The sequence below is a fragment of the Chryseobacterium daeguense DSM 19388 genome (genome assembly GCF_000430825.1).
Lineage (GTDB): Bacteria > Bacteroidota > Bacteroidia > Flavobacteriales > Weeksellaceae > Chryseobacterium > Chryseobacterium daeguense.
Map to the genome: position 1 here is coordinate 142,065 of NZ_AUMT01000003.1, position 24,421 is coordinate 166,485.

Annotated in this window: 28 protein-coding genes; 8 read left to right on the plus strand and 20 right to left on the minus strand. The window is 33.1% G+C overall.

Annotation, left to right across the window (positions count from 1 at the left end):
* Nucleotides 1–50: 50 nt before the first annotated feature.
* The 9 genes from H560_RS0105095 to H560_RS0105140 form a co-directional block, all read right to left on the minus strand.
* Nucleotides 51–233: a hypothetical protein gene (locus H560_RS0105095; protein ID WP_027379049.1), complete on the minus strand. Its 183-nt coding sequence runs from the start codon at nt 231–233 to the stop codon at nt 51–53.
* A 991-nt stretch (nt 234–1,224) separates the two neighbouring features.
* Entirely contained in the window at nt 1,225–2,031 is an 807-nt protein-coding gene (locus tag H560_RS0105105; RefSeq protein ID WP_027379050.1) for a PRTRC system ThiF family protein, read from the minus strand.
* A 2-nt stretch (nt 2,032–2,033) separates the two neighbouring features.
* On the minus strand, nt 2,034–2,780 hold the full coding sequence (locus H560_RS0105110) for a PRTRC system protein B (protein WP_051289169.1): 747 nt from the start codon (nt 2,778–2,780) through the stop codon (nt 2,034–2,036).
* 45 nt (nt 2,781–2,825) lie between these two features.
* Nucleotides 2,826–4,001: a hypothetical protein gene (locus H560_RS0105115; protein WP_027379052.1), complete on the minus strand. Its 1,176-nt coding sequence runs from the start codon at nt 3,999–4,001 to the stop codon at nt 2,826–2,828.
* Nucleotides 4,002–4,091: 90 nt separating this feature from the next.
* Entirely contained in the window at nt 4,092–4,310 is a 219-nt protein-coding gene (locus H560_RS0105120) for a PRTRC system protein C (RefSeq protein WP_027379053.1), read from the minus strand.
* 11 nt (nt 4,311–4,321) lie between these two features.
* Entirely contained in the window at nt 4,322–4,864 is a 543-nt protein-coding gene (locus H560_RS0105125) for a PRTRC system protein E (RefSeq protein WP_027379054.1), read from the minus strand.
* A gap of 50 nt (nt 4,865–4,914) precedes the next feature.
* Nucleotides 4,915–5,352, minus strand: coding sequence for a hypothetical protein (locus H560_RS0105130; protein WP_027379055.1), 438 nt, complete (start codon nt 5,350–5,352; stop codon nt 4,915–4,917).
* On the minus strand, nt 5,353–5,841 hold the full coding sequence (locus H560_RS0105135; RefSeq protein ID WP_027379056.1) for a DUF1281 family ferredoxin-like fold protein: 489 nt from the start codon (nt 5,839–5,841) through the stop codon (nt 5,353–5,355).
* 24 nt (nt 5,842–5,865) lie between these two features.
* Nucleotides 5,866–6,261, minus strand: a complete 396-nt coding sequence (locus H560_RS0105140; RefSeq protein WP_027379057.1) for a single-stranded DNA-binding protein — start codon at nt 6,259–6,261, stop codon at nt 5,866–5,868.
* Between the two features lie 776 nt (nt 6,262–7,037).
* On the opposite strand from H560_RS0105140, the gene H560_RS0105145 reads away from it, so the two are divergent.
* From H560_RS0105145 to H560_RS0105160, 4 genes are read left to right on the plus strand one after another with little or no spacing between them, the layout of a single operon-like run.
* The gene (locus H560_RS0105145; protein WP_027379058.1) at nt 7,038–7,391 is read left to right on the plus strand and encodes a hypothetical protein; all 354 of its coding nucleotides are present in this window, start codon (nt 7,038–7,040) and stop codon (nt 7,389–7,391) included.
* 1 nt (nt 7,392) lies between these two features.
* Entirely contained in the window at nt 7,393–7,962 is a 570-nt protein-coding gene (locus H560_RS0105150; RefSeq protein ID WP_027379059.1) for an ABC-three component system protein, read from the plus strand.
* Nucleotides 7,949–8,467 carry an ABC-three component system middle component 5 gene (locus H560_RS0105155; protein ID WP_027379060.1) on the plus strand — a complete coding sequence of 173 codons (519 nt, stop codon included), beginning with the start codon at nt 7,949–7,951 and terminating at the stop codon, nt 8,465–8,467. Before H560_RS0105150 ends, H560_RS0105155 begins: the two co-directional genes overlap by 14 nt.
* Complete coding sequence (locus H560_RS0105160; RefSeq protein ID WP_027379061.1) at nt 8,457–10,409, plus strand: SMC family protein; 1,953 nt, start codon at nt 8,457–8,459, stop codon at nt 10,407–10,409. The genes H560_RS0105155 and H560_RS0105160 overlap by 11 nt, the downstream gene beginning before the upstream one ends.
* Nucleotides 10,410–10,562: 153 nt before the next feature.
* Here H560_RS0105160 and H560_RS21115 read toward each other — a convergent pair whose 3' ends face one another.
* The 9 genes from H560_RS21115 to H560_RS0105205 all read right to left on the minus strand — a co-directional run bounded on the left by H560_RS21115 (nt 10,563) and on the right by H560_RS0105205 (nt 17,990).
* Nucleotides 10,563–11,201 carry a toprim domain-containing protein gene (locus H560_RS21115; protein WP_228372422.1) on the minus strand — a complete coding sequence of 213 codons (639 nt, stop codon included), beginning with the start codon at nt 11,199–11,201 and terminating at the stop codon, nt 10,563–10,565.
* A 642-nt stretch (nt 11,202–11,843) separates the two neighbouring features.
* Complete coding sequence (locus H560_RS0105170) at nt 11,844–12,974, minus strand: hypothetical protein (RefSeq protein WP_027379062.1); 1,131 nt, start codon at nt 12,972–12,974, stop codon at nt 11,844–11,846.
* Nucleotides 12,975–13,056: 82 nt separating this feature from the next.
* Nucleotides 13,057–13,263 (minus strand): hypothetical protein, encoded by a 207-nt coding sequence (locus tag H560_RS0105175; RefSeq protein ID WP_027379063.1) that lies wholly within the window; start codon nt 13,261–13,263, stop codon nt 13,057–13,059.
* Between the two features lie 46 nt (nt 13,264–13,309).
* Nucleotides 13,310–14,062, minus strand: coding sequence for a ribonuclease H family protein (locus H560_RS0105180; protein WP_027379064.1), 753 nt, complete (start codon nt 14,060–14,062; stop codon nt 13,310–13,312).
* Between the two features lie 2 nt (nt 14,063–14,064).
* Nucleotides 14,065–14,316 carry a DUF3853 family protein gene (locus H560_RS0105185; RefSeq protein ID WP_027379065.1) on the minus strand — a complete coding sequence of 84 codons (252 nt, stop codon included), beginning with the start codon at nt 14,314–14,316 and terminating at the stop codon, nt 14,065–14,067.
* A gap of 6 nt (nt 14,317–14,322) precedes the next feature.
* Nucleotides 14,323–14,865, minus strand: a complete 543-nt coding sequence (locus H560_RS0105190; RefSeq protein WP_027379066.1) for a hypothetical protein — start codon at nt 14,863–14,865, stop codon at nt 14,323–14,325.
* A gap of 17 nt (nt 14,866–14,882) precedes the next feature.
* The gene (locus tag H560_RS0105195; RefSeq protein WP_027379067.1) at nt 14,883–15,146 is read right to left on the minus strand and encodes a helix-turn-helix domain-containing protein; all 264 of its coding nucleotides are present in this window, start codon (nt 15,144–15,146) and stop codon (nt 14,883–14,885) included.
* Between the two features lie 248 nt (nt 15,147–15,394).
* Complete coding sequence (locus H560_RS0105200) at nt 15,395–16,240, minus strand: RteC domain-containing protein (protein WP_027379068.1); 846 nt, start codon at nt 16,238–16,240, stop codon at nt 15,395–15,397.
* A gap of 46 nt (nt 16,241–16,286) precedes the next feature.
* Nucleotides 16,287–17,990, minus strand: a complete 1,704-nt coding sequence (locus H560_RS0105205) for a helix-turn-helix domain-containing protein (RefSeq protein WP_027379069.1) — start codon at nt 17,988–17,990, stop codon at nt 16,287–16,289.
* Nucleotides 17,991–18,265: 275 nt separating this feature from the next.
* Between H560_RS0105205 and H560_RS0105210 the strand changes: the two genes are divergently transcribed.
* The 4 genes from H560_RS0105210 to H560_RS0105220 are packed head-to-tail and all read left to right on the plus strand — an operon-like array spanning nt 18,266 to nt 20,500.
* Nucleotides 18,266–18,487 (plus strand): hypothetical protein, encoded by a 222-nt coding sequence (locus tag H560_RS0105210; protein WP_027379070.1) that lies wholly within the window; start codon nt 18,266–18,268, stop codon nt 18,485–18,487.
* Between the two features lie 15 nt (nt 18,488–18,502).
* Nucleotides 18,503–18,670, plus strand: coding sequence for a hypothetical protein (locus tag H560_RS23170; RefSeq protein WP_169725963.1), 168 nt, complete (start codon nt 18,503–18,505; stop codon nt 18,668–18,670).
* 18 nt (nt 18,671–18,688) lie between these two features.
* Nucleotides 18,689–20,206 carry a DoxX family protein gene (locus H560_RS0105215; RefSeq protein WP_027379071.1) on the plus strand — a complete coding sequence of 506 codons (1,518 nt, stop codon included), beginning with the start codon at nt 18,689–18,691 and terminating at the stop codon, nt 20,204–20,206.
* A 21-nt stretch (nt 20,207–20,227) separates the two neighbouring features.
* Nucleotides 20,228–20,500 carry a DUF6520 family protein gene (locus H560_RS0105220; protein WP_027379072.1) on the plus strand — a complete coding sequence of 91 codons (273 nt, stop codon included), beginning with the start codon at nt 20,228–20,230 and terminating at the stop codon, nt 20,498–20,500.
* A gap of 17 nt (nt 20,501–20,517) precedes the next feature.
* Here H560_RS0105220 and H560_RS0105225 read toward each other — a convergent pair whose 3' ends face one another.
* Together H560_RS0105225 and H560_RS0105230 are read right to left on the minus strand one after the other, a co-directional pair.
* Nucleotides 20,518–23,010 (minus strand): alpha/beta hydrolase family protein, encoded by a 2,493-nt coding sequence (locus tag H560_RS0105225; protein WP_027379073.1) that lies wholly within the window; start codon nt 23,008–23,010, stop codon nt 20,518–20,520.
* Nucleotides 23,010–24,386 (minus strand): RagB/SusD family nutrient uptake outer membrane protein, encoded by a 1,377-nt coding sequence (locus tag H560_RS0105230; RefSeq protein ID WP_027379074.1) that lies wholly within the window; start codon nt 24,384–24,386, stop codon nt 23,010–23,012. Before H560_RS0105230 ends, H560_RS0105225 begins: the two co-directional genes overlap by 1 nt.
* Nucleotides 24,387–24,421 lie beyond the last annotated feature (35 nt).

Below are 24,421 nucleotides of genomic sequence, written 5' to 3' on the forward strand. Positions count from 1 at the left end.
AATTTCTGCAAACTGGTTTTCTGTTTTTATATCTATAAGTATAGGTAAACTTAATGAAGATGAAGAAGTGCTACATTTGCAAGAACTGTGATTACACTTACCATTGCAGTCGTGACCATCGTTGCATTTTTTACAGGACTTATCCTTACAACCGCTTTTGTGTTCTGCTTTTGCAGATTGGTCTTTAGAGCAACTTTTTCGTTCTGTATTGACTGTTTTTTTTGCACAAGCATAGCCTATGCTTGGAATTAGAAAAAAGCCTAAACATAGTAAGATAATAAAGCTGATATGTTTACTAAAAGTTTTCAACATAACAAAATTATGAAATTATTTCTTTTAATTGCTATATTTTATACTTTTTAAATCTCAATCTAAAAGATACTCTATAAGTTTATAGTAAATTTCGTTCACCTAAAAGGGAGACCCAATTAACTAGTGCCCTTCAAATATTACAAATTAAATAGGTGTAAAATAGTACAGTTAATTTGTGACCAGGGCTCTATTTGAAAACTGCTTTTTGGATCGTTTCGATTACTTGTGCTCCTAATAATTCGTTTTGATTTTACCGTCAATATTTTGCTCATTGCACTTCCTAATTGCAGATGTGATAATTGCAGAGTATTTAGCTGGTATTATGGATTATCTGAATTTTTACATCTTACAACTAGTGACGAAAGAAGAAATAGAATATACTGCAAAATCATTGGGCAGCGCGAAAAGCAAATCATTTTTGAAAAAATGATTTTTCAATTGAGGCTAAAAATAGATTTATTGACTTGTCTGTTCAATGGTTGGACTATATAGAATGTTTATTGACGATTCAATACGAGCCGTTCCCTCTTTTTACAATAAACTAACTGCTTACGTTCAATATATGCGTGAAGAAAAAAGGTTGTCAGATTATACAATTAATAGGCGATGCAGAATGCTTACATATTTATGCCGATAATTTTAGCATCGATCAAATGTTTAGATACGAATATAAATTAATATTTAAAATACTACACAAAATATATTTATTTAGATTAATCGGGATAATATTGAGGTGAAAAAAAATATTTATACATCTTCAACTAAAACCTACAACCTTTTTTCAAAAACAAACTAAAGCCAAAGTCCGGAATTGTTTTAGAAATGGGGTTGTTCCGCTTTCCGCAAAAATGCGTTTCCGACCGTAGGGAGGAATTGCATTTTTGCCGCCCAACTTTTGGTCAGGCGACTTTTTTATAGTTTTATGGGTTGAGAATGGAAATTTTTCAGATTAAGGAAAAATCCTCTGTTTTCAGTCAATCCGTTGCGAAATAAGTTCCACAATAGAGAACATCCCATCTGTGCCAATGCTGAATTCATAAACAAATCTTGTTTTTCCAATGCTTCCGCTAAACTACAACTTGGTGTATCGTCTTCCGTTTCAGACTGCAAAAGCAGTTCTCCAAATTCTTCCGTCACATAAGGAAGATGCGACACTGTTTGATATTTTTCAGAATTAGGTTGTTTTATATTCTCAACTGTAGAAAGCAAAACCTGTCCAGAATATCGATTGTTTCCAAAATCCATCCAATATTTAGCCTGGTTTCTGTATAGTCTCCTACCCTCTTTCAATTCATTCAAAATATCAGCAATTTCAAATCGTGATTTGACATTATCAACACACGACATATAAATTGCTGATTGCATATTCTCTTGAATTCTTCCTAAAGAATCTCTTTCAAACTTTCCGACTTCGGCTTTCCAATTCGTTCCAGACCATCGGTTTACCCGATTTATCAGCGCAACTGCCTTTGGTAATCCTACTTCACATTCTGCAAAACGCTGTCTGCCTTGATTTGCTTCTGTGACCACATCATCATCCCACAAACGCACCTGTAATCCTGCGTGTCCCAATTCAATCAATGAATGGTTCATTTCCATCAAGGCGGTCAATACTTTTGAACCTGTACCTCCCGCACCTATGAGGTTTATCATTATAGGATTGGTAGGATTTAAAAGGTTATCATCGGTAAAATGGACTTTTGGTTTCTCAGATTGAATCATTACAGTAGATTTTTTAAAGTTAGATTTGAATTAATTAGAATATCTGTCGGAAAAGCTTCTTTACTTTGAATTAAAATTTTCCAAAGATTTACACAATTGCCTTTTGTCGGATTATGGCTATTGACCAAATGGCTGAAATAAGAATTGAAAAAATAGTCTTCCCATTTATTTGTAAACTCTTCCAATGATGCAGAACTTTTAATTTTTACATCGACTGTACCCATACAAACACTACCACTTTCGTAAACATTAAAGAAAGGTGCGTGGAAAAGTGATGTTTCCTCTCTTGGGCGTTGGTCTGTCTCCAATGCGAATATTTTCATTCCCTGCTTATTGGCACACCATACTAAAGGTGGCACATTCGCTAATCCGTTTGGAATCGAAAGTTTATCAGTAAATAATAAATGTCGTTCCTGTGCTTTTGTGTACCAGACCACTTTTCCATTTTGCGATGTATCTATAAAAAGTATATTTTCAGAAATAACACCACTCGGTCTTAAAAAATCTTTTTCTTTCTTATTTTGAATATTAAGCGCTTTCGATAACCGCTGTGCTTCCCTTACGGTCAAAGGATGGGCATTGATAGGATTTCCGTTTCGGTCAATATCAAAATGTTCAACATAACCATCGGGATTATAATCTTCTGTCTCAAAAAAGACTAGTGCTGATTTAGGATGGTAGAGTATTCCAAAATTATTGGTTATATCAGTTTCTTCATTTTCGGTTGTAGTGGCTGTATTTTTCATAGCTTTTTATTTTAATTTGAATTATCTATTCTGTGTGCGAATATATTAGTTGAGTAATCGGCACAATTCGTTTAAGACCTTAAATAGCTGATTTTCGAAATCAAGGTTTTTATCCGATATATCGCTTCCGTCAAAGGTTTTGAAAATAATTGGTTCCTGTGTTTCAGCAAATTCGTTGAACTCGTTATTGACCATACTCGTAAGATTATCATAAATTAATCCGTCACTCTCGGCAAAAAAGGAAATATATTTATCCATTGCGATAACAGTTTCCTCGTTGTAATAGTCATCTTCGTCCATATCTCTTGATTTGACCGCATTGTTATAGTGGGCATTTCTGAAAATGCTTTCATTAGGATAATCACAATAAAGTTTAAAGGTTTTTTCAGCCAATTGAAGGCATTCTTTATCAAACCTGTTTTTCGGTCTAAAACGTTTCAAGCGTTGCTCAAAAAAAAGAAGATTCTTAGCATTGGAAATTTTTTGTCCCATCATATCTCCAATGATTTCTGCCCGTTGAAGTTCTTTTTTGCTGTTGTGACTATCCTCTATTTCCTTGTCCTGTTCAAGCCAATCGTTAAGCATTTCGTAATTCCAATAGAGATAAGAATCTTCCTGTCTGTAATATGGAATATCTGCATTTCTATACAGATAAGTGCATATCGACAATAGTAAGCAAGCTGCTTTCTTGTGTGCCTTATTGTGGAGCAATTGATAAAGTGGTACAACAGGAATATAAAACAAAGTTGCCCCTGTATTGCATCTTTCCTCTATTGCAAAACAGGTTTCACTCCCCTTTTCTATCAGCCGGATACTCTGCCAATTTTCAGTCTTGGTTTTCAACTGCTTTTCAATATCTCTCAAAGCAAGGCTGATATTGTATGGATAATTAAAATGCCTTGTCGGAATCGGGATTATATCATAATGCTTTACTAATAGAGAAAGGGACTTATAAAAATCCCTTTCTGTTTTAGCAGACCTGCGTTTGCTCTGTTTTGCTGTAATTTCATTCACCTTTAATTTCGGTATAAAGCAGGTTCTCAGAAAAGCATTGGAAGTTGAGAGATTGGAACGGATTTCCGTTGGTCTTTCTGTATTTCCGAACTGTCTTTCATCTGCTTCATCCACTCTGCGTATTCTCTCAACTGTCGGTGTAGTTGCCTTTGTTTTTTTTCTTCGGGTGGTCGAATTGTTCCCGATATTGTTTTTTGTTGCATTCATTTTATTTTTGTTTGTCAGTTTATGGTTGACGGTTGTAAGCTTTTAGATTGTAATTTTACCAACTGTCAACCAAAAACCATCAACTATTTATTATCCTTTTGTTCCCATCACACTTTCAAATTGATATTCAACTGCATCATCCTTGATTTTCGGTGCTGAAATTTTTGAAGTGGTCAGAATCGGGTATGTGTTGGCGTAAAAGTTCATTACTGATTCTACGCTCCATTTTGGTTCAGGGTCAGGTAAACGTATTTCCTGTCCATTATCTTTGAGTATAAAAACTCGGTCTAATAGGGTTGCAAGTAACATTTATAATATTTTTAAGATTCAACATTTTCATTGGTCGTTTCAGAGAAAAGGCTTGGTGCAAAATGTTTCTCATATTCATCCTGCTTTTTGCGGATGATTTCAGCATATTCGGGAAATTCCGATACTTTTGGAAGAGCTGACCACGCTTCTTTATATTTGCCCTCTTTTTCGAGTTCTTCAGCTTTTTGTAAGGCTTCGCCATACTTTTTGTCTTTGGCTTCCCTTTCTTTTTTCTCCTTGTCGGATTTTTCCTTTTCTATTGCCGATTTCTTTTTGGCTTCTTCAAGCTGTTTCATAAAACTTTCCATATCCACCATCAATCCCGAAGCGGTCTGCAACGGTGTCGAAATATTTTCAAAAAATCCGTTATCCAATTCCTCTGCTGTTCCCCTCAAATTAAGGGGCGGAATGAGCTTTCTTGCCTCGTCTCCGCATTGCTCGTTATTGAGCAATACGGAAAGAACAAAGTTGTTTTCTGTGGTCTGTCGGAGTGTGATTTGCAAATCTCCTGTAAGATTGAGTTTGGCTATCTGTCTGAAAAAATTGGTTTGCATAATACTTTGATTTTAGATTTGAATTATAAATTTTAGATTTAGACCTTGAATTATTTTGTCAATTCCCATAATGAAAATTCTTTTGTCCAAAATTCTTCTCCTGTATGTTTTCCAAAAGCATTATAAATGGTGTTTCCATTCTTGAATACCTGCATTTGATAACAGTTCAGATTATTCTCGGGTTGAAAGAGCTTTTTTAATTCATCAGTTTCCAATTCAATGAAAACGCTGTCTTTTTCAGAAAGCCATTCTTCTATTTCGGGATGTGTCTCCTCCGAAAATCTGAAAAATTCGACATTAGTGTCAGCATAATTCAGCCATTTTAAATCATAGTCATTTTCCAAAGGTTTTACGGATTTGAGCCTTTTCTTTTGGGTTTCTTTCCATTCTCCCGTAATGTGGATAATGGCAAAATCGCCATTATCCCATTCGCTGTTGGTCATTGTTTTTATCAGTAAATATTCTGTTTGTTGAAGTGATGTTATCATTTATGCAATTTTTTGTTTGTTATTATTTATTTTCCTTTTTAATAGGATTCTCATAATCTCATCTTTGTACTCATAACTTGTACCCTCAAATTCATAACAATCTGTGTCTACATTGTAGATGCAGTCTTGAAAGTCACATTGATTGAGAAAATAATCCTGTAAGATTTCGTTTTCGTAGATGGTCTTGCCGTAAACCATACAGCCAGATTCTTCATAATCCAATACAAATCCGACATTGTAATGATTTGCAATCATCCATAATGCTTCAATATTTGGAGACCATCTTGTCTCATAATGGAAGGAACATTCATCAGTCTCATTACGATAAATTTCAAAGAAGTAACCGTTTTTGCTCTCAATAAAATCGGGTAACTGCCCGATATTTCCTTTACTTTCCTTTTCAATCATTTCTTGAAACAAATCCAAAACTTTGTTCAAACTGTCCTTATCTCCATAGAATGTTACTTTATTGTTGCACCAATTTGCCATAATATTTGATTTAAGGTTTAAAGATTAAAATGGTAAATCATCGTCTGTATCTTCCGCAAAAACATTAGATTTTTGTGGTTGTGAAACTGTTTGTTCATCTGTATCAGACTTTTTTCCACCTCCGTGTAATTTGATGTTTGAAGTATGGAAATTCAGTCCCGATTTTATTTCTCCATCTTTTCCAATCCACGCACTCGCACTTGCTCTGCCTGTAAGCTCTACTAATGTTCCCTTCGTTAAAATCTTAGCTACGTTGGCACTTAGCCAATAGGAGCAGTTATAGTAAGTGGTCTGTTCTCTTACTTCGCCTTGTTTGGTTTTAAATCTGTAATTAATGGCTAGTGAAAAATTCACGACCTGTTTGTCATTTTTTAAAGTGTTGATTTCTGCGTTTTTTGTAATTCTGCCTACGATGTTCATAATGTTTTTTTTTGATTGTTAATAATTGATTTTTTGTTAATTGTAAAATTTTCGATTTGATTGATTTGGTTTCGAGGACACTCGTTTTTTTTCTTTTCTACTTATATTCAATTGGAAAAGCAGAATTATTTGTTGTTTTATTTTGTTGTTTTTTCCGTTGATGTCAAAGACCGTCTGCGATTTAATTGATTCGTATAACTGAGGTTCCGTCTTTTTCTTTGCCGATGATCATAGGAAAGTATCAGGCATATAAAACCACAAACCTCCAAAGCTTTGGAGGTTTGTGGCTCGAAATATTTTTGTCCGAAGGATTAAGGAGTGTCTGAAAAAATTATTGGAACTCGTGGAAAGAATTTTTTGTAGAAACCCAAAAATATTTTTTTAGGTGAATGATGCTGTCCTACATTTGCAATCGTAAAAAGCTAAACATCAGTTGGAAGTGATTAAATAGACGGTATTGACAGTGGGAAAATTAAAATAAAGCATTGGGTAATTGGTTTATTAAATTGAAATCTTTGTTATAAATTTATTTCATTTTTTAATCTAAATCTTTTTGACTATTCACACTAAACTTTACATTTTTTACGGTTTTCCATATTTTTATTCTATTTACTTTTATTAGATTTGTTAATTTACTTATCAACCTAGATAAAGCATAAACCTACAGTCATTTACGAATTCATTTATTAAATCAAATATTTTTCGTATTATTCTGAACTATAGAAGTTGGTAATCTTAATAATCAACTGTCATTAAATAAAAAACTATTATAAAATATGGACATAATTACATTAGCATCAACAGCATTAGCATTGGCACAACCATTTCTTAATAAAGTTGGAGAAGGAGTATCTAGAAAAGTAGGAGAAGATATTTGGAATTTAATAAAGAAACCATTTTCAAAAAACGAAGAAGTAAATGAGACAAAATTTTTAGAAAACACTGAGGACTTTAAACAAGAATTAATTGTTAAATTAAACGAAGATTTGAATTTTAAAAATGAATTAATATCGTTAGTTGAAAAATCGCAAAAAGAGTTATCAAATTATACTCAACAAAATATTTACAATAATGGGAATATTGAAAAGCAAGTTAATGTTGGAAATGTAACGGGAAACATAAGTTTGTAAAATGTCCGACCAAAATGTAAATAATACAGGAAGTGTAGAGAAACAAGTTAATACAACAGGGGATGTATATTTTAACAATCAAACTCGATGGGCTTCTAAATTTCAAAAACTTAAACAAGAAGTCGAAAATGATATAAGATTTGATACTTTTATCGAAGACTTTCAGCTGTATAATACATTACTTGATGGAAAAAGTATGCCTGAAAAGCTAAAGGATGGTGGATTTAACGATATTGAAATTTTGAATGCAACAATTAGAAAAGAAAAATACGCAAAAAAAATAGTATCAAGACAATTATTTGAAACCGAACAAAAAATTGATGTTGAATTATTTGCATTTATAAGGTTGAATTTTGAAACATATATCGAACCGCTGATTGAAAATAATGTACAAAAAAGTAACATAAAAGCTGAACTAAACGAAAAGGTTATAAAACCGATATTGCAAATATTAAATGATGAAGGAAAAGATGATATTTTCTTAAATTATTCCGCGGATGATATTTTAGGGATGGTTTATTTTTTGACGGGCAAATGTCATTTAAATTGGAAAAATTATGATAATATATAATCAAGCCTTTGATCTATACCATGCTGTCTATCGTATGCTACAACTTTTGACAAATTTTGACAAAAGTGAGTATGTTGAACTAGACAGATTGAGGATTTGGGATTTTTATCTATTATTCCCAAGTAAAATTTATGATTTGAAACCCAAACGAAATGAAAAAGATTTTAAGGCACGGTTAAAACAATTCACAGTTAAGAAAGATAATCCTTACGAAAAAGTATATAATGATAGAAAAGTATTTGAAAAAATAAAACCTTATCAAATATCAGCTTTGCATTGTTTGGCATCTTATGGAATCATTGATAAGGAATTACTATTATTAAATAGAGTTTCAATTATATCACGAGCGATTTTAAAAGACTATGCGGATAAATTTGAGGAATTATCGCCAAGAGAACGTAATATTATTACAATTTTAATTTCCGACTTTTATAATATCGAAATGCCTGGAAAAGATGGACTAAAGGCTAGAACAAATCTTTTAGAGAGCAAATATGATGCATAATAATTTATTTTTAAATAGACTTCTTATTTACACGAATGAAGGCAAAGTTGCTTATGATGAAACATTTCATAAAGGCGTAAATATTATTAGAGGAGAGAATAGTAGCGGTAAATCTACAATAACTCATTTTATATTTTTTGTTTTAGGTGGTAGTTTTAATGATTTCGTTCCAGAAGCTAGAAAATGTCAAAGTGTTTACGCTGAAGTCGAAATGAACGGAGCGATTTTTACTATAAAAAGGAACATCGAAATTAATGAAAAAACTAATAAAGTTAACTCTCAAATCGCTCTAAACTTCTTTTGGGGAAATTTGGAAGAAAGTTTAAATCCGCCAATTGACAGACACTGGCAAAAATTTGAATTTAATACATTAGCCAATAAAAAAAGTTTTTCAAATGTAATATTTGACAACCTTGATATTCCAATTGTAAAAGGAGATAGTAATATTACTTTTCATCAAATTTTAAGATTGCTTTATATTGATCAAGATTCGCCGACAAGTTCTTTATTTTATTATGAACAATTTGACAGCCAATTGACAAGAGAAACCGTTTCGGACTTATTGTTAGGGGTCTATAATCAGGAATTGTATGATAGCAAAAAAAGATTAGACGTTGCTTCAAAAGAGCTTGATAATGTTAAAAGTGAAATAAAAATAACAAAACAATTCTTCTCAAATGATTTTTTTTTAAATACTGAGCATTTAAAAACTACAATTGAAAACAAGCAAAAGGAAATATTTGATATTGAAGAAAAAATAATAAACATACGAAATAAGAAAATTGAAATTGAGTATGATGACAAATCAAAACTTGAATTTCAAAAATTATCAGAATTGTCAATCAGTCAGAGAAGTAAAGTTTTAAGTTTAGAGGAAAATATTAAAAGTTTAACTTACGAAATTGAAGATTCAACTTATTTTATTGAGACCTTAAAAGATAAGGTAAAGGCTTTGAAAAATTCAATTCAAACACGTAGTTTTTTAGGAACATTTCCGCTTGAATACTGTCCAGAATGTTTAACTAAAATCAGTCTTCACGAAAATCATTCTAGTTGTAAACTTTGTAAAGAAAATGTCGACGAAAGTTTTGGAGTTGTGCAAGCAAGACGAATGGAACAAGAAATAAGTTTCCAGATAAATGAATCTAACGTTTTACTTGAACGAAATAAACGAATTTTATTAGAAGCCACGACGAAATATAATTCAGAAAGAATTAAATTAAATCAGCTACAAAGCCAAGTAAACATTGCTCTGAAAGATGTAAAATCCTACAAAGAAGAAGAACTGGATCAACTATATACAGCTAAAGGTTTCATAGATGGTGAAATATTACAATTTAGAACACTTTTGGAGCAAGCAGAGTTGTATGAAAAACTATTGGCGAAAAAAGAAGAGCTTGATAAAGAAGTTAAAAAGCTTAACAATTATATCCATTTTACAAATCAAAAACAGCAAAAACTAAAAGAAACTATTCTATTACAAATCAAAAAAGAAGGTATCTACTTATTAAGCAACGATTTAGAACGGCAGGACGAATTCAAAAACGCTAATGACTTCTATATAGATTTTTCAAACAATCTTGTGTATTTGACGAGTAAAAATTCTGAACTTGCAAAAGAATATCATAAGTTTTCTGCCAGTTCAAATTTCTATTTAAAGGTATCTGGAAGATTCGCAATATTCCTTGCTTCATTAACTGTTGAGGATATGCGCTATCCTAGATTTATTTTTGCTGACAATATGGAAGACAAAGGAATTGAAATAAAAAGAGCCCAAAACTTACAGAAAATACTTATCGATAGGGTAACTCAATTTGACACAAATTCTTATCAGATGATTTATACAACTTCATTTATTTCGGACAATTTAAGAAACAGTCCTTATTGTGTTGGTGACTTCTACACATTAGAAAAGCCAAGTTTAAAAAACATAAAGAAATAATAGCAGGTGAAGTTGTAGCCATATCCTGTTAAAAAACAGTCTCGTTTGCGATGAACTAATCGAGGTTGTTTTTTTAGATTAGTTGGTTATGAGAAAATTGAAAACTTTTTTGAGCACATAGAAAGATATTTGTTAGGACTAAAATTTAATTTTTCAAAAGACACTATTTACTTTAGAAAACCATTCATTCAAATCCTTAAAACCCTTATACAATAAAGAACAATCTTCCACATTTTTATACTTTTTTCTGATACTTTCTTTGGTGGTTTCCCAATTTGGGTCATTGTCTAAGAAAAGTGAAATCTTATCATATCCTTTCAAATTTTCTTCAACTAAGAAAAGCATCGCCGTAGAATTAAGAATCAGATAATCCGAAGTTGAATTTTCTTTCTTTTCCAAATTCCTGAAAGTCATATAATCGAAAAACCCTTCAAAAACTATCACCTCACGGTTAACATTAGGATCATTTTTCATCAATGTAACATCTTTTTTGCCCAAACATATTTTAGAATATTTATTTCGGATTTCAATACCTCCTGAATTATTGAAAAATCCAATGCCGAAATATTTTTTTCCGTTCAGTTCGTAGTAAATCTCTTTAATCAAATTTCTTTGTTCAAAAACCTTTCTGGATTTTAAATATTGGATTAATGCCGGATGTTTGATTTCGCTTACCTTGAGAATCTGATAATTCTTGCTTTGGTCGATTTCTTCAATCTCAAGATTTTCTTGAATCGAAAAATCAAATTTTTCAAGATATTTCAAAGCATCGGAGACAGAACATCGATTCATTTGCTGAACAATCGAAATCACGTCATAACTTTTCCCTGTTCCAAAATCAAACGCTTTATTTTTGACAAAATCAACCGAAAAACTCGGTATTTTTTCTTCCCTGTCGAGCGCAAAGTAAAATGCAGTTTTCCGATCTCTTTAACAGGAAAAAGGCTGAACGATTCCAAAACTGTTCTTATATTCACTTTTTCTTTTACTTCTTCACAATTCATTTTTTTTCTTTTTTGAAGCAAATTTTTTATCCACATTTTCCTTTTTAATAAAAAAAAGACTTTAAAATTACTTTTAATATACTTTTAATGAGGCATTGTATCCTCTTATAGTAAAGGTTTTGAGGCACTTTTTCGGTGAGCGCAATTCCGAATTCCAGTGAGCGCAATTCCGAAAGTAGAGTGACCGCAATTCCGAAAAAACAACAGTTTTCGGGTGAGTGCAATTCCGAATTCAACTTTCTGTTTTCATTCATTTTTAATACTATACTTGTAGTTATCCACATTTTTTTATGGTTATCCATATTATTAGTGGGTTTTGAATTTTGGAGTGAGCGGAATTCCGAAATATCACTCAAAATTTTCTGGATTTTAAGATTTCCTTAACTTCAGTGACCGCAATTCCGAATTCCGGGTGAGCGCAATTCCGAATTCAAATAATTATCGGATAACCATTTGGTAATAATTCTCCCGTTTTTGTACGCCGATAAATTTGTATGAGATGTTCCTGAATTTCATTCAGAAATAATTTCCCTTGAAATTCCGTAGATTTAATTTCTTTCAATCGAGCCGTTCGGATAAATTCTTTGAATGCCTTTTCTATCAAAACTCTGGTTTGTGGAACGTTTCTGTATTGATGGGAAAACTGGAGCATTTCATTTTCGTGCAGACCATATCTTTTTCTGATGTAACTTAATCTTTGGCCAATTTTTTCCCTATGTTCAAGATACGCTTCGCTTGATTCCAGTTGTTCTCTTGTGTTTCGAGATAAATTGTTGTCCAAAATGGTTTTGGTTAAATAAGGAATAATAAAGATTGAATCGCCTCTGTACTTGTAATTGAAGGAAAGCGTATTAAATCTATTCAAACTGATTCTTGCAGGTTTTAAAAATTTGAAACAAAAATCCTTGGAAGTTTTATACTTCAATCCAAATTTCTTGTTCAGTGTTGAGAGTTTTAAAACGGCTCCGTTTTCAGGTAGCTTTGCAAGCCAGATAGCGAAAATAATATGCTTATTGTTTCTGATATTGTACACCAAATTGTACAAAACGTAATTGTATTCCGGGATGACCATTAGTTTCTTAAGCCAATAACTGCTGATTAAAAACGTGGTGTAACCTCTCTGGTCATAACTAGGTATAGAAATTAGTCCACCAAAAGTTTTGATTTCCTTGCCTTTGGAATTAGTGGATTTGTACCAGCTCATTTTGAACTTCGTAAGAAATTCGTAAGCATCTACCACTTGCTTAGTAGAACCGCTTGGTGAAATTTTGCTGTTCCTGATTTTTAAGGAAGCGAAAATATTGTTCTCGGTTTCAAACTCCTCATCAAACAAGGAGAGTTGTTTAGGTCGGTCTTCCGGACGAAATTGCTCATTGCTGATGGTAGAAACAATATTAAATATCACCCTAAGAGCATTGATGGGAATATCCGCAGCCTCGTGACCTTCGAAAATAAAATCGTCCACGAAATGGTTTCCCAACCGAATTCTTTCAGGATTTACTTCATTATTATTTTCAAAATTCTTGCGGATCAACCGTAAATCCTTTTCCGGTACAGCCATAATAATGCTTCAATTTGGTTTAAAATTTCAATCTTTATTTTCCTTCCTTATATCCTGAATTGATTAAAATCGATTTGTAATTTTATATCAACTTGATTTTCTCGCTTTCGAGCGTTTTAGTACCGTCCGCAATACTGTAATATTTGTAAATATTAATTCCTTCACCTTGAAAGACCCTTTTCTCGACTTTACCGAAATTTGGGATCTTCACTTTTTGAATTCCTTTGTATTCGGCAAGCATTCCGTTGATGGTTACTTTTTGACCGGGTTTTAAATCTGATATTTTCATAATTTAAATTTTTAGTGTGTTCTTATCCTAGACATTTGCCTAGGTTTCAAAGGTTGCCGTTTTGGGATTTTGGACGCTTTATATACGGAATGGATTGAAGTGAAAGTTGATGGCTTTCCGTTTGACCTTTCATAAAAGGTAACGTACTTTTCAATGAAGATTTCCAATTGGTAATAGGTCTATCAGAACTATTTTTCCATCCATTCTTTTTCCAATTCTCATATTTCGATTGTATCTCAGAATCTAACTCAGGCTCGTAAATTTTTAATGTTTCCGCATACGTCATAAATTCTTCCAAAGACGGAATATTTTCATCGTTCCCTTTTTGATTTGTTAGTTGTGGTTGTGAGGATTGTTTTGTTTGCGATAAATAGCTTTCAATTTCCTGATCATTGGTGTTTTCAGAAAAATTTTGAACGGGACGATCTGTAAGTAATGAAACTCCGGATTCTACTGTTTTTTGAATAGATTCCTCCTTTCCAATTTCTTCTTTACTCACCATTTCTTGGTCAGCAATTTGTGAAGGATAATCTCCTCTTAATTTGTACTTACACGGAAGTCCGCTTTTTGCTTCATACTCAATTAATCCTAAATTCCGGAGTTTTTCTTTAGTAGATTTTACCGTTTTTCGAGTGACTCCTAATTCTATGCTTATGACAACATCAGAAATTTGAAGATCACAAGAGTCATTGTCAGAACCAATTTTCAGCAGGTATAGGTACATTGAAATTCCCGTTGTTCCAATTGATGTTTTTTGGTTAAAATCCCAAAACCGCTGCATTAATTCAAGGTAATGCATATTTATTTTTGCGCGAAAAGCGCTAATGCCTTTTCTTTATCAATGATGATAATGTTTCCGTTTTGAATGATGGCATCATCCAACAGTCCTGAAGATTTTATTTCCGAGGCTTTCGAAATAGAACATCCCAGCATTTTTGCCAGACCTTTCAATCCAAATTCATATTTTTTTTCCGAATTAATTTTTTTGGAAACCTCCAAAAATTCTTCAACAGTTAGTCGCCATATCGGAGTTTTGGGATCGATATTCTTCATCTGTTCTTAATTTAGAGATTTTTTCAATTCAGAGATCCAATTCCTCGCAGCAGCCTGCCAGCATTTCATTGGTTTCTCATTACTCAATTTCCAGTTTTTAGATCGATAAAAAGAGAAAAAACGATCTGCTTCTGAAGATGGGAAATCCCGTTCAGAAAAATATAACTCAACTTCATTAAACACCGGAATTAAAAACCGAATCTCATCTTGCGGTAAAAATTTTTGATTTTGAGATATTATTTTTTCACTTACTTTTTCAATGTCAAAATCAACGATCTCGATCAAGCTTCCTTTGTATGAGTTATAACTTGGTGAATACCGTATAAATCCTGCGCGATAAAGTTCTCTGATGCACTTATGGTAAGTAGCGATTGACCTGATCTTACTTAACTTCATCACATCTTCCCGGCTAATCCGAAAAGGATTCTGAAACCGGTTCAAACTCCAGAACTGGATAAGTGAAACATACATACTGATATGAGAGGGATACAATCGATCATCTTCAATAACACGCTCAAAAAAGCCGATGATATTTTTATTATTCTTCATAAGTTCTGTTTTACTAATCAATTTTTAACTTCCGTCAGTAATTTCTGGATGTCTTTATGATTGTAATACAGCGTCCCACCTATCTTACTGTAAGATAAAGTTCCGTTGATCCTCAGATTTTGCAAGGTTCCCGAAGAAATATTAAGCAGTTTCTTAACCTCGGAGGTTCGAAGCCATAATTTTTGTTCTGTCGTCTTACCCTTGAGTAATATTTCAATGCCTTCCAATAGTTCAATTTTGAATTGCTGAAGGTCTTCTTTGGTGATAATGGATATTGCCATAATTTCGATATTATTTTGTTTGACAAATTTTCGAAATCACGGAAAATATCTTTCGGTAGTTTCTCGGTACTACCGAAAGATATTTTTTGATAAAAAGCTTTACTCAATATTGTCCAGAAAGAGATGCTTTGGAACAAATTGATATCATTTAGATGAATTTAAACCTTAATTATCTAAATGAATTATATGATTCTTTACATTTAGGTACTTTTCGGTATTTTGTCGTACTACCGAAAATGAAAAAGACATTAAATGTCCAAGTCATCGAGATGTTGATTAAGATTTTGTTGAAGTAAATTTAGAAATTTAGATCTTTCAATTTTTCTAATTCTTATTTCGCCTAAAGTCTTGTGGTAGTTCCCTAAACTAATGTCAAAAGATTTTTCTGCCCATCTGAAAATTTCAGATAGATCAGTGTGACCAGCGTTAAAACAATTACTAAGATGTAAAGCATATAGCAACTCAGTTAAAGCTACTTTCGAAGCGGACCATATTAAAGGTGATAAAATTTTACTGCTACTGTTGTTTTCACAAAGATTTTCAATTGACTCTTTTAAATATTGATCAAATAGCTGATTGGCGATAAATCTTGCTATAATTTGATCATGGGATGTCGTAAAAGTCGTATCGAAATTATAAAAACCATAAGATAACTTCATTTTTAAATCGTAAGAATTTCTTACAAATATTTTATGGTCGAGGTAAGTAGCTTCTCTTCGATAATAGCTGTAAAATTCTGAATGTTCAGTATGGAAATTTTTAAGCTTTTCTTGCTCAGTCTCATAGTATTCCTTGATTATTTTACTGCCTCCGTTAGGTTTGTGAGTTTCAACATCAAGGATTGTAGAGTAATAAATAAATTTTGAAATAAACTGAGGTTTTATTTTCTTGAAAAAATGTATTTCTTGAGCAATTGTTTCAAAATGATGAGGTGAAATCATTTCTTTTACTTTTCGGACTGCATCATCAATTAGAATTAAAGATTTTTCCGCGAGTTTGACGACGTCATTATTTTCGTTGTAAATTTTATTAATTTCTAATTCTAACTCATCATATAATTGAGTAATTTCTCTAAAAATAGTATTTGTTACCATGTCCTTTTTTTAGAAATTTACAAAAAAACGTTTATTGGAGCTATATTCAGCTTAAACCGAGCTCTTGTTTTCGCTTTTTAATATAATCCGTTGGACGAATCCCATTGATCTCGAAGAAAACCTTTGAAAAATTTTGTCTCGCAACAATTCCACACTCGTCAGCTAAAGCTTCTAATGTAAAATTTAAGTACTTATTGTTAGTGTTTAATAAATTTGTAATGTAGTTAATACGTAATTCTGCTATGTATTTGTTAAAATTCACCCCCTTATTTTCATTAATATATGCAGACAAGTAACGTGAGTTGGTATTAAACTTGGTAGCTAAGGTATTTTGTGTCAAACGCTTCTTTGTAAATTGGAGATCCTTCTCGAACTTCTCCAACTTTGTTCCAATTTCATCGGACAATTCAGGAGTAAGAAAAGTTTTTCTCATTGAATTGCCAGTTGGTTCATCAACTTTTTTATCCACAACTATATTGTTACCTTCCGCAATTCTTTTTTGAAGTAAATCATACTGCTTTTTTATTTTCTGATCTTTTACATATTTAAAAGTAAGAACTGTAAATGCAACTGATCCCGTTAAGATTAGAATATTTGCAAACCACATATTATTTCGAGCTGTTTTCTCAATATTTTCTTTTTCCTTCATCAAAGTACTTCGGTCGTAATTCTTATGTAATTTACTTGATAAATAAGGGTAATCTTTTGTAATTAAACTATCAGCTTTTAAAAGCTGATTAGTATAATAAAGCTGTCTATTAAGATCTTTGTGCTTATAATGGGTAATTAAATAATTGTAACTTCTATAAATCTCGGGAAGGATAAATTGTTGTTTTTCGAAAATTGAATCGATTGCACTGTAATATTTGATAGCATTTGGTACCTGATTTCTTGCTTCAGAAATCTTTCCTAGATAATAAAAGATTACGGATGACCATGCAAAATCATTTCTTTGCAACAGTATGGGTAGTGCCTGCTCTAAATCTTTTTGTGCTTCGGTATAATTTCCTTTGTGAAATTTTGAAATACCCTTGCACTTCAGAAAGTAACTGTTTTCAATAAGAAAATCTTGATCATCTTTTGTTAGTTGATATCCTAATTCACTCAAACTGTCACTTTTTAAAAAATTTTTGAGATAGCGGTTAACTACAGTCATCTGATGCAATGAGTTATAATAAGCTTTTTTATAGTTAAAAAGTATATTTTCATGCATTTTACTATTCATCTTGGTGCTGTAAAATTCTGCGCAATTCCTAAAATGTTCCAACGCTTCATCATAATATCCCAAATGCTCTTTTACTATTCCAAGATGATAGACAACTTTATAATGATGGTACTCATCTTTTGAATCCTTTGAATACTCATATGCGTTTAGATATTCGTTCAAAGCCAGTTTGTATTTTTTTTTATAAAAATAATAAATGATTCCTTTGCTTAAATAGTCTTTGCTGATATCATCGTTATTTTTGTATTTAATACTAATCGCCAGTGCGCTGTCTGCATACTTCATTTTGTTAGCAAAGTCAAACTGCCTGCCGTCTCTATATCCCTGTATAAGTTTTTGCAAGTTATTCTCCCTTTTAGCTTTATGAATATAGACCTTAACAAATGGCATTGCTCGAATGTCATCAATGGTCATTTTTTGATAATTTTCTCTGATCTCCCAGAAGGTCTTCTCTTTTTTTTGTTGTGAAAATATCATCTGAGAAAATGCAAAAAAGAAGAGGAGAAAGTAATTTAACTTTTTCATATGCTATTATTAGAGCCTCACCATCTCAAAATTACAAATTTTGCCTATAAATACTGCCTATTTTAGAAGATTACAGTCATTTAAGACACTAAATCTACAGAAGACTGATTAATAATACATTATCATTAAAAATTACATGGTACTATTCTAAAATAGTGACGTAACTATTTTAAAATAGTACCGTATTGCAGTTTTTTTCTTGTCACTTGCCTAATAACTTTGGCTTAAGAATTCTACATCATCCGACGTCGGGATAACCAACAAAAATTATTACAATGAAAAAGTTTATCCCATTTTTAAGCATAGTAACTGGATCAATTTTACTTCAAAACTGTGTCCAGAGAGATGAAGATATCATCTCAACCAATAATGAAAAATTTGAAATGAAAACTGATCTACATATGAGATATGATTCGGCAAAAACTGCAGAACAAATATTAGATCCTGATCCCCCGGTAAGAGATGGAGATAATTGGAGAATAAAGCCAAGCAATTAATCAGATTTATAACCTATGATTCCTCATACCTCCATATCAACTGCCACAGGCTTACCATGTCCGGAAAGCGGCATCTGGGAAAGTATGGGGAATTTCAAAACAACAATATCCCTGTTTAAAGGTGAACCAATGCCTGACTATTGTGGATTGAAAATTAAATGGAGACTGATTCAGGTTTGTTAAATTATTAATGTATTAGCCATGAAAAATTTCCAGAATATTTTCGTCAAAATTATTTCCTATTTTTTTATTCTATTGTTTATATATGCAAGTGTAAACAAGATTATGGATTTTGAGAATTTTCAGGTTCAGATCGGACAGTCACCACTGTTAAGTGCTTATGCAGGATTTGTATCATATGCGGTAATTATTACAGAACTGCTCATCGTACTAATGCTGATTTTTCCAAAAACATTTCTCTTGGGATTATATTCATCAACTGCACTGATGACAGCGTTTACGGTCTACATCTATTTAATTTTAAATTATAGTGATTTCGTACCATGTTCATGCGGAGGGATCCTGGAGAAGATGGGATGGACAGAACATTTGATTTTCAATATCACAAGTGTAGTGCTGGGAATTGTAGCTGTCTTTTTATATTCAAAGAACGAATATCCACGCAAAACTGTTATTCTATCACTCGTCATTTCCAATATTCTAAGTGCGGTCCTTATTCTTTTTTTATTTTTAAGATCAGACTATGTGATTAAGCAGGAAAATAATTTTACACGAAGGTTTTTAATGCATCCTGTTCTAAAAACAAAAAGTATTGCTCTCGAAAACAACACGTACTATTTTGCAGGATCTGATAATCAAAAGGTATATCTTGGAAACAGGACCATGCCACAAAATCTACTGACTGTCGACTCATTGTTTCAAAAACGACCCAATTTAAAAATTCATCTGGATCTTAAAAAATATCCATATAAAAAGATTGAGGTTAAAGTCTATGGTAACAATTATTTTATCTACGACGGTACAGTGCCTGTAATATCTAGAGGGCAGTTAAGCCGTCCTGAAACGGAGGTCATCAGTTACAAGGATGCTTTTTTCAGTCAGATAGAAATTATCAACAGTAATAGAATGGCCATTAGAGCACTGTCATCAACAACTAAAAATCTTACACTTGGTTTATTAACGATTGAAAAAAATGGAAAAAATAAAGTCCAGTTATTTCCGCAACTTCTGGAAAAACAATCTGATGGGGTATTTGATTCGGACGGTAATCTGTCTTCAGATCCTAAATCATCAAAAGTAACTTACATTCATGCTTACCGTAATCAGTTTATTGTGATGGATTCAACAATGAAACTTCAACGGAGGTTATCAACTATTGATACAACAACTATTGCCCAGATCAAGGTAACTTCCCTATCCGACGGAAGATTTAAAATGTCTAAACCAGCATTGCTTGTCAATGGGAATGCAAAAATTTTCAACGGACTTTTATTTAATCCTGCCTACTTAAGAGGCCAGCATGAACCCGTCAAAAGATGGAAGGAAAGCAGAACAATTGATGTTTACAATATCAATAAGCAGGAATATATCGGAAGTATTTACATTGATCATTACAAAGATTCTGAGATGTCAGATTTTATAGTTACCGATAAGCACTTGTACGTCATTGCAGGAAATCAGCTCATTCAGTACCGTTTGACAAATTCTTTGACAAAATATTTTAAAAACGGGGTAGCCGAAAACCGTATCCAAGAGTAGGCACAATCAAATTTCTTTATTATGAAAAAATTTCTTTTTCCTGTTGTCCTAGTATTAGTGGGCACAGGGTCAGCACTTGCTACCAACGTAGCAAAAAAGAGTAACAAAGCTTTAGTACCTGCTTACAGAATTGTGAGCGTAGGAGGAGGACAGTTCCAATGTCAAAATGCTGAGCAACAGTGTAGTGATGTTAATAATGGTATTGTCTGTAAATGGGAAGTTGACGGCACTACCGATCTTCATGATGAAGGCTCAGGAACCATGTGTGGAAGCGAACTTTTTCAAATTCCATAATAGAAAGATGAGGGACGCTATTGAGCGTCCCTTTTCATTTCCTGATTAATCCAGTCAATATTTTCCTCTTTTTTTAAAAAATAATTCCACCAATCCATTACCTTATTATTAAGGTCTTTGATTTCCTCAGAATCATCCTTTAAAGAGTGCTCCTGCTTGTCATACAGTAAAGCCACAGCCTTCTTATCATTTCGCAGCAATCCCATAAAGAAACTCATAGGCTGATCCAAAGGAGTATTAGTATCTTTTTTTCCTACCCATATCAAGACCGGTGCACTCACATTTTCCACATAATTGATTGGATTATTACGAAAATACAGGTCTTTATTATCAGAGTATGGTTCTCCCATCTCAAACTGACCGTTTTCAAACCGCATATAATTGGCAACATTAAAAAGATCGCTGAACGAAAAATAAAAGTGAGGAATATCACCTAATGATGCACCTGTAACGTATGCTGCAAAGCGTTTGGAATGAGTAGAGATGAAATTGGTTTCGTATCCTCCTAAAGAATGACCAATCAATCCCAACCGAGATGCATCAATATTCGGATGATTTACAATTACATCCAAACCGCTGTTAACACAATCCAAAGCGGAAAGACCTGTTCCTCTCTTATCGAATAGTATATCCGGTTGGAAAACAAAATAACCATTCTCTATAAGCGTACGTTTGTTAAAGCCAGTATTACCCCAGTCAGGGTAAAGGTACTTGTCTGCACTGCCGGAAAGTAAACTGTAGACCTGAACCACCACGGGATATTTTTTCGAGGAATCAAAATCTACAGGATAGGTAAGAACTCCTTTTAAAGCGGTCCCCACACTGTTTTTATAGGACAGAATATCCTGTTTCATAAACTTTGATTTCTGATCATGCAAATTTGACTGGTATAATAATTTCTTTTCGGCATCACCTTTTTCAGTTAAATACAAACTGGCGGCTACATTAAAATTTTCCTCTACAGTAAATATTTTGTTTTTCTTTTTGTCGTATTTAAAGTCTTTTATTTTGTTGGGAGTATAAGGAATTAGATTTCGTATCTCTCCGTTCAAAAATGTAAAATAGCCGTTATCATTATAATCTGTTCTTTTTACATTTAATACTAGAGGTTTCTTTGCATCGGCACTTCTTTCTACAAATTTAAAATTACTTATATGATGGATCAGGTTTCCGAGTAAGTTATGAAAGGTCACTTTTGAATTGTTTGCAACAATAATTTTTTTTGAGCTACCTTTTATCAGATCATATCTGAACAAACCATCTGCACATTCAAATAAGGCTGTCTGATCAGATATCATTACTGGATTGGTAAGCTTTTCGGTAGTCACAATATCTTTTATCTTGTTGAGAAAATGGTCATATAAGATCCACATTTTTTTATCAATACGGTACGCAAGTGTAAATCTGCGATTCTCACTCATGACCAATTCTTCGACATTTTCAAAGATACGTTCAGCCTTATCGGTATAAGTATCATATCTGAATACATTAAAACTGCGATAGCCAGTATAATTGAATTCTTCGTCTGTATGATATGCCCAAAGATAGTGGGCATCATTCATCCCGATAAAATCAGAAAAATGACGTGTCGGTATTTCTATGATCTCATCTTTTGAAATGTTCCAGTGTAGGTACCGATGATGCTTTGTTCCGTCTTTTTTGTCCCGCAGGCGTTTATCTCCACTATACCATACCTCTACCATTTTATCTTTCTGTGGTTGCTGGATATGCTGAAAATCAATCAGGAAAGTATCGGAATCATGAATCTCAGATATTTTAACGGATTCAAATCCACTAGAACTGATTTCCTTATTCTTAAATAAATAATTATCTGATGTTCTGATTAAAAAAACACTTAATTCTAAATCATCTGCTTTCCGATATTCTTCTGTCAATGAAATGAAATTTTTTGATGGCAGGTACTTTATTGATTTAATACCATTGCTCGTTGTATGTATCGTTTTTACAGTTTTACCATTCCATACAGCAATTTCAGAGGTGCTACCATTTTTATAAACCAGATATACTCTGCCGTCCCCATCCGAAATAAAATCCTGCACTCCTTTTGAAGAATGCAGAAGTTTCCCTTTATAGTCATAGATATTGATATTCTTAGCATGATCACGGAGAACCACCTGTTTTGACACTGACAGAATTTCTCCACTAATTATTTGATCAAACTTCTTTCTCTTTTTTGACGGCAGATCGATCAGTTCTGCTGTACCATTACCTACGGCAAATGCGAGATTGTTATTCAGGAATGCAACTTTATTTTTTTTTAGCAAAGTATCTAAAATTATGTTCTCTGATTTTGTATCAAAAATCAAAATTGTATCTGAATTCTTCCTGTAATATTTCGTTACTGAGGCAAACCGTTGATCATCTGTTACCTGCAAGCCACCTATTGCTGTTGAAAAACGAGACATCCATTGATCCATTTCGGCTTCAGTTTTCTGTGCTTTGATCAGGATACCTGAGAAAAGCCATAACAAAAGACAAACGGTTCTCATTAGTATCCTGTATTTTGAGGGTTCATATTGGGGTTCATTAACAGTTCCTTCTGCGGCAGAGGCCAAACTTTATGAAAGTCTTTCCAATTTGGCTTAGTCGTTTGTAAGGTATTCAACTGCCCTGCTCTTTTCAGATCTATAAAGCGGTGACCCATTTCCGTAAAAAACTCTTTTCTATTTTCTTTCAGAATTTCATCCAAAAGAGTGTTCTGTGAAACTGAACTTGCCAAAAGGGGTTGTGCTGCCCTCTGTCTTATAGGATTGATGTAAGGAAGCGCTTCCGCAGTCTTATTTTGTTTAGCCAAAGATTCAGCTAAAAGAAGATAAGCCTCTTCCAGTCGGAAAACGATAGAGTTTTCCGTTGTATTAGCAGATCTTGCTTTATATTTTTCTGCACGGTACCAGGTCGTTCCTGCTACGATAACAGCCGCCATCCAATGCTGTTTACGGAGATCACCGGTCTGGAATGAACTGACAAGAGCCGGAGACAAGGACATAGAAGAAGGTGCTACATTGGCGAAATAATAGAGGGTAGCTTCTCTGACAGGATCACCACTGTTCTTTGGTTTAAGTTGCCAGATAATATGCGTTCCTGATTTTAGAAAAACTTTTGTAATATCATTCTGAAATTGGTACAGAGGACTTTGAATGACGGCTTTTAAATTACTTTCAGCTTCAGCATATCTTGATCTTTGCATCTGAACTTTTGCCAGCATCAGTTGAGCCGTTTTTTTGTTAATAAAAATCCTTTCTGCAGAACGGTATTGATCCGGTAATAGTTCTACTGCCTCTGTAAGATCTGATTCAATGCGCTGTAAAACCTCCTCAGAATTTGTCTTGGTAATGGATTGATTGATCTGATAATTAGTGGTAACTGGATACGGGATATCACCATAGATTTGCTGCAGATAAAAAAAGAGCAAAGAACGAATGGTCAAAGCTTCCCCTGTCATTCTGTTTTTTTCAGCAGCTGATATAGAACTTGAGCTATTCAGTCCTTCAATTATTGAATTGCTGACATATATTTTCTGATAGGCTGCAGACCATACTGAACTTACAAATTGATTGGTGTCTATCAAAGTATTATTGGAAATCTCGGGAAGCCCGTTGGTAGCGTTGACTGCGTAGTACGTCAAATCATCGGTGTAAAGACTCAGAATTCTGCCACTCTGATCTCCTGCAATCGGCGAAGCTTCCCAAAGTCCGGCGTATAAACCCGAAAGTACCGAATTAGCAGTTTGGGCATCCTGAAACACTGTTTCAGACAGCATCTGATTTTCCGGAAGATCTACTTCCAGCATTTTTTCGCACGATATCAGTGTAGTCAGAATGCAAAGCACTGCTATTGCTGTTATTTTATTAATATTTGTTGCCATTTCTTTTTGTTTTAATAATTCAAATTCAAAATCAT

Coding starts and splice junctions, on each gene's coding strand:
- H560_RS0105095 (WP_027379049.1), bottom strand. CDS start 233: ATGCTTGTGCAAAAAAAACAGTCAATACAGAACGAAAAAGTTGCTCTA.
- H560_RS0105110 (WP_051289169.1), bottom strand. CDS start 2,780: ATGAAAAATACAGCCACTACAACCGAAAATGAAGAAACTGATATAACC.
- H560_RS0105115 (WP_027379052.1), bottom strand. CDS start 4,001: ATGAATGCAACAAAAAACAATATCGGGAACAATTCGACCACCCGAAGA.
- H560_RS0105120 (WP_027379053.1), bottom strand. CDS start 4,310: ATGTTACTTGCAACCCTATTAGACCGAGTTTTTATACTCAAAGATAAT.
- H560_RS0105125 (WP_027379054.1), bottom strand. CDS start 4,864: ATGCAAACCAATTTTTTCAGACAGATAGCCAAACTCAATCTTACAGGA.
- H560_RS0105130 (WP_027379055.1), bottom strand. CDS start 5,352: ATGATAACATCACTTCAACAAACAGAATATTTACTGATAAAAACAATG.
- H560_RS0105135 (WP_027379056.1), bottom strand. CDS start 5,841: ATGGCAAATTGGTGCAACAATAAAGTAACATTCTATGGAGATAAGGAC.
- H560_RS0105140 (WP_027379057.1), bottom strand. CDS start 6,261: ATGAACATCGTAGGCAGAATTACAAAAAACGCAGAAATCAACACTTTA.
- H560_RS0105145 (WP_027379058.1), top strand. CDS start 7,038: ATGGACATAATTACATTAGCATCAACAGCATTAGCATTGGCACAACCA.
- H560_RS0105150 (WP_027379059.1), top strand. CDS start 7,393: ATGTCCGACCAAAATGTAAATAATACAGGAAGTGTAGAGAAACAAGTT.
- H560_RS0105155 (WP_027379060.1), top strand. CDS start 7,949: ATGATAATATATAATCAAGCCTTTGATCTATACCATGCTGTCTATCGT.
- H560_RS0105160 (WP_027379061.1), top strand. CDS start 8,457: ATGATGCATAATAATTTATTTTTAAATAGACTTCTTATTTACACGAAT.
- H560_RS21115 (WP_228372422.1), bottom strand. CDS start 11,201: ATGAATCGATGTTCTGTCTCCGATGCTTTGAAATATCTTGAAAAATTT.
- H560_RS0105170 (WP_027379062.1), bottom strand. CDS start 12,974: ATGGCTGTACCGGAAAAGGATTTACGGTTGATCCGCAAGAATTTTGAA.
- H560_RS0105175 (WP_027379063.1), bottom strand. CDS start 13,263: ATGAAAATATCAGATTTAAAACCCGGTCAAAAAGTAACCATCAACGGA.
- H560_RS0105180 (WP_027379064.1), bottom strand. CDS start 14,062: ATGCATTACCTTGAATTAATGCAGCGGTTTTGGGATTTTAACCAAAAA.
- H560_RS0105185 (WP_027379065.1), bottom strand. CDS start 14,316: ATGAAGAATATCGATCCCAAAACTCCGATATGGCGACTAACTGTTGAA.
- H560_RS0105190 (WP_027379066.1), bottom strand. CDS start 14,865: ATGAAGAATAATAAAAATATCATCGGCTTTTTTGAGCGTGTTATTGAA.
- H560_RS0105195 (WP_027379067.1), bottom strand. CDS start 15,146: ATGGCAATATCCATTATCACCAAAGAAGACCTTCAGCAATTCAAAATT.
- H560_RS0105200 (WP_027379068.1), bottom strand. CDS start 16,240: ATGGTAACAAATACTATTTTTAGAGAAATTACTCAATTATATGATGAG.
- H560_RS0105205 (WP_027379069.1), bottom strand. CDS start 17,990: ATGAAAAAGTTAAATTACTTTCTCCTCTTCTTTTTTGCATTTTCTCAG.
- H560_RS0105210 (WP_027379070.1), top strand. CDS start 18,266: ATGAAAAAGTTTATCCCATTTTTAAGCATAGTAACTGGATCAATTTTA.
- H560_RS23170 (WP_169725963.1), top strand. CDS start 18,503: ATGATTCCTCATACCTCCATATCAACTGCCACAGGCTTACCATGTCCG.
- H560_RS0105215 (WP_027379071.1), top strand. CDS start 18,689: ATGAAAAATTTCCAGAATATTTTCGTCAAAATTATTTCCTATTTTTTT.
- H560_RS0105220 (WP_027379072.1), top strand. CDS start 20,228: ATGAAAAAATTTCTTTTTCCTGTTGTCCTAGTATTAGTGGGCACAGGG.
- H560_RS0105225 (WP_027379073.1), bottom strand. CDS start 23,010: ATGAGAACCGTTTGTCTTTTGTTATGGCTTTTCTCAGGTATCCTGATC.
- H560_RS0105230 (WP_027379074.1), bottom strand. CDS start 24,386: ATGGCAACAAATATTAATAAAATAACAGCAATAGCAGTGCTTTGCATT.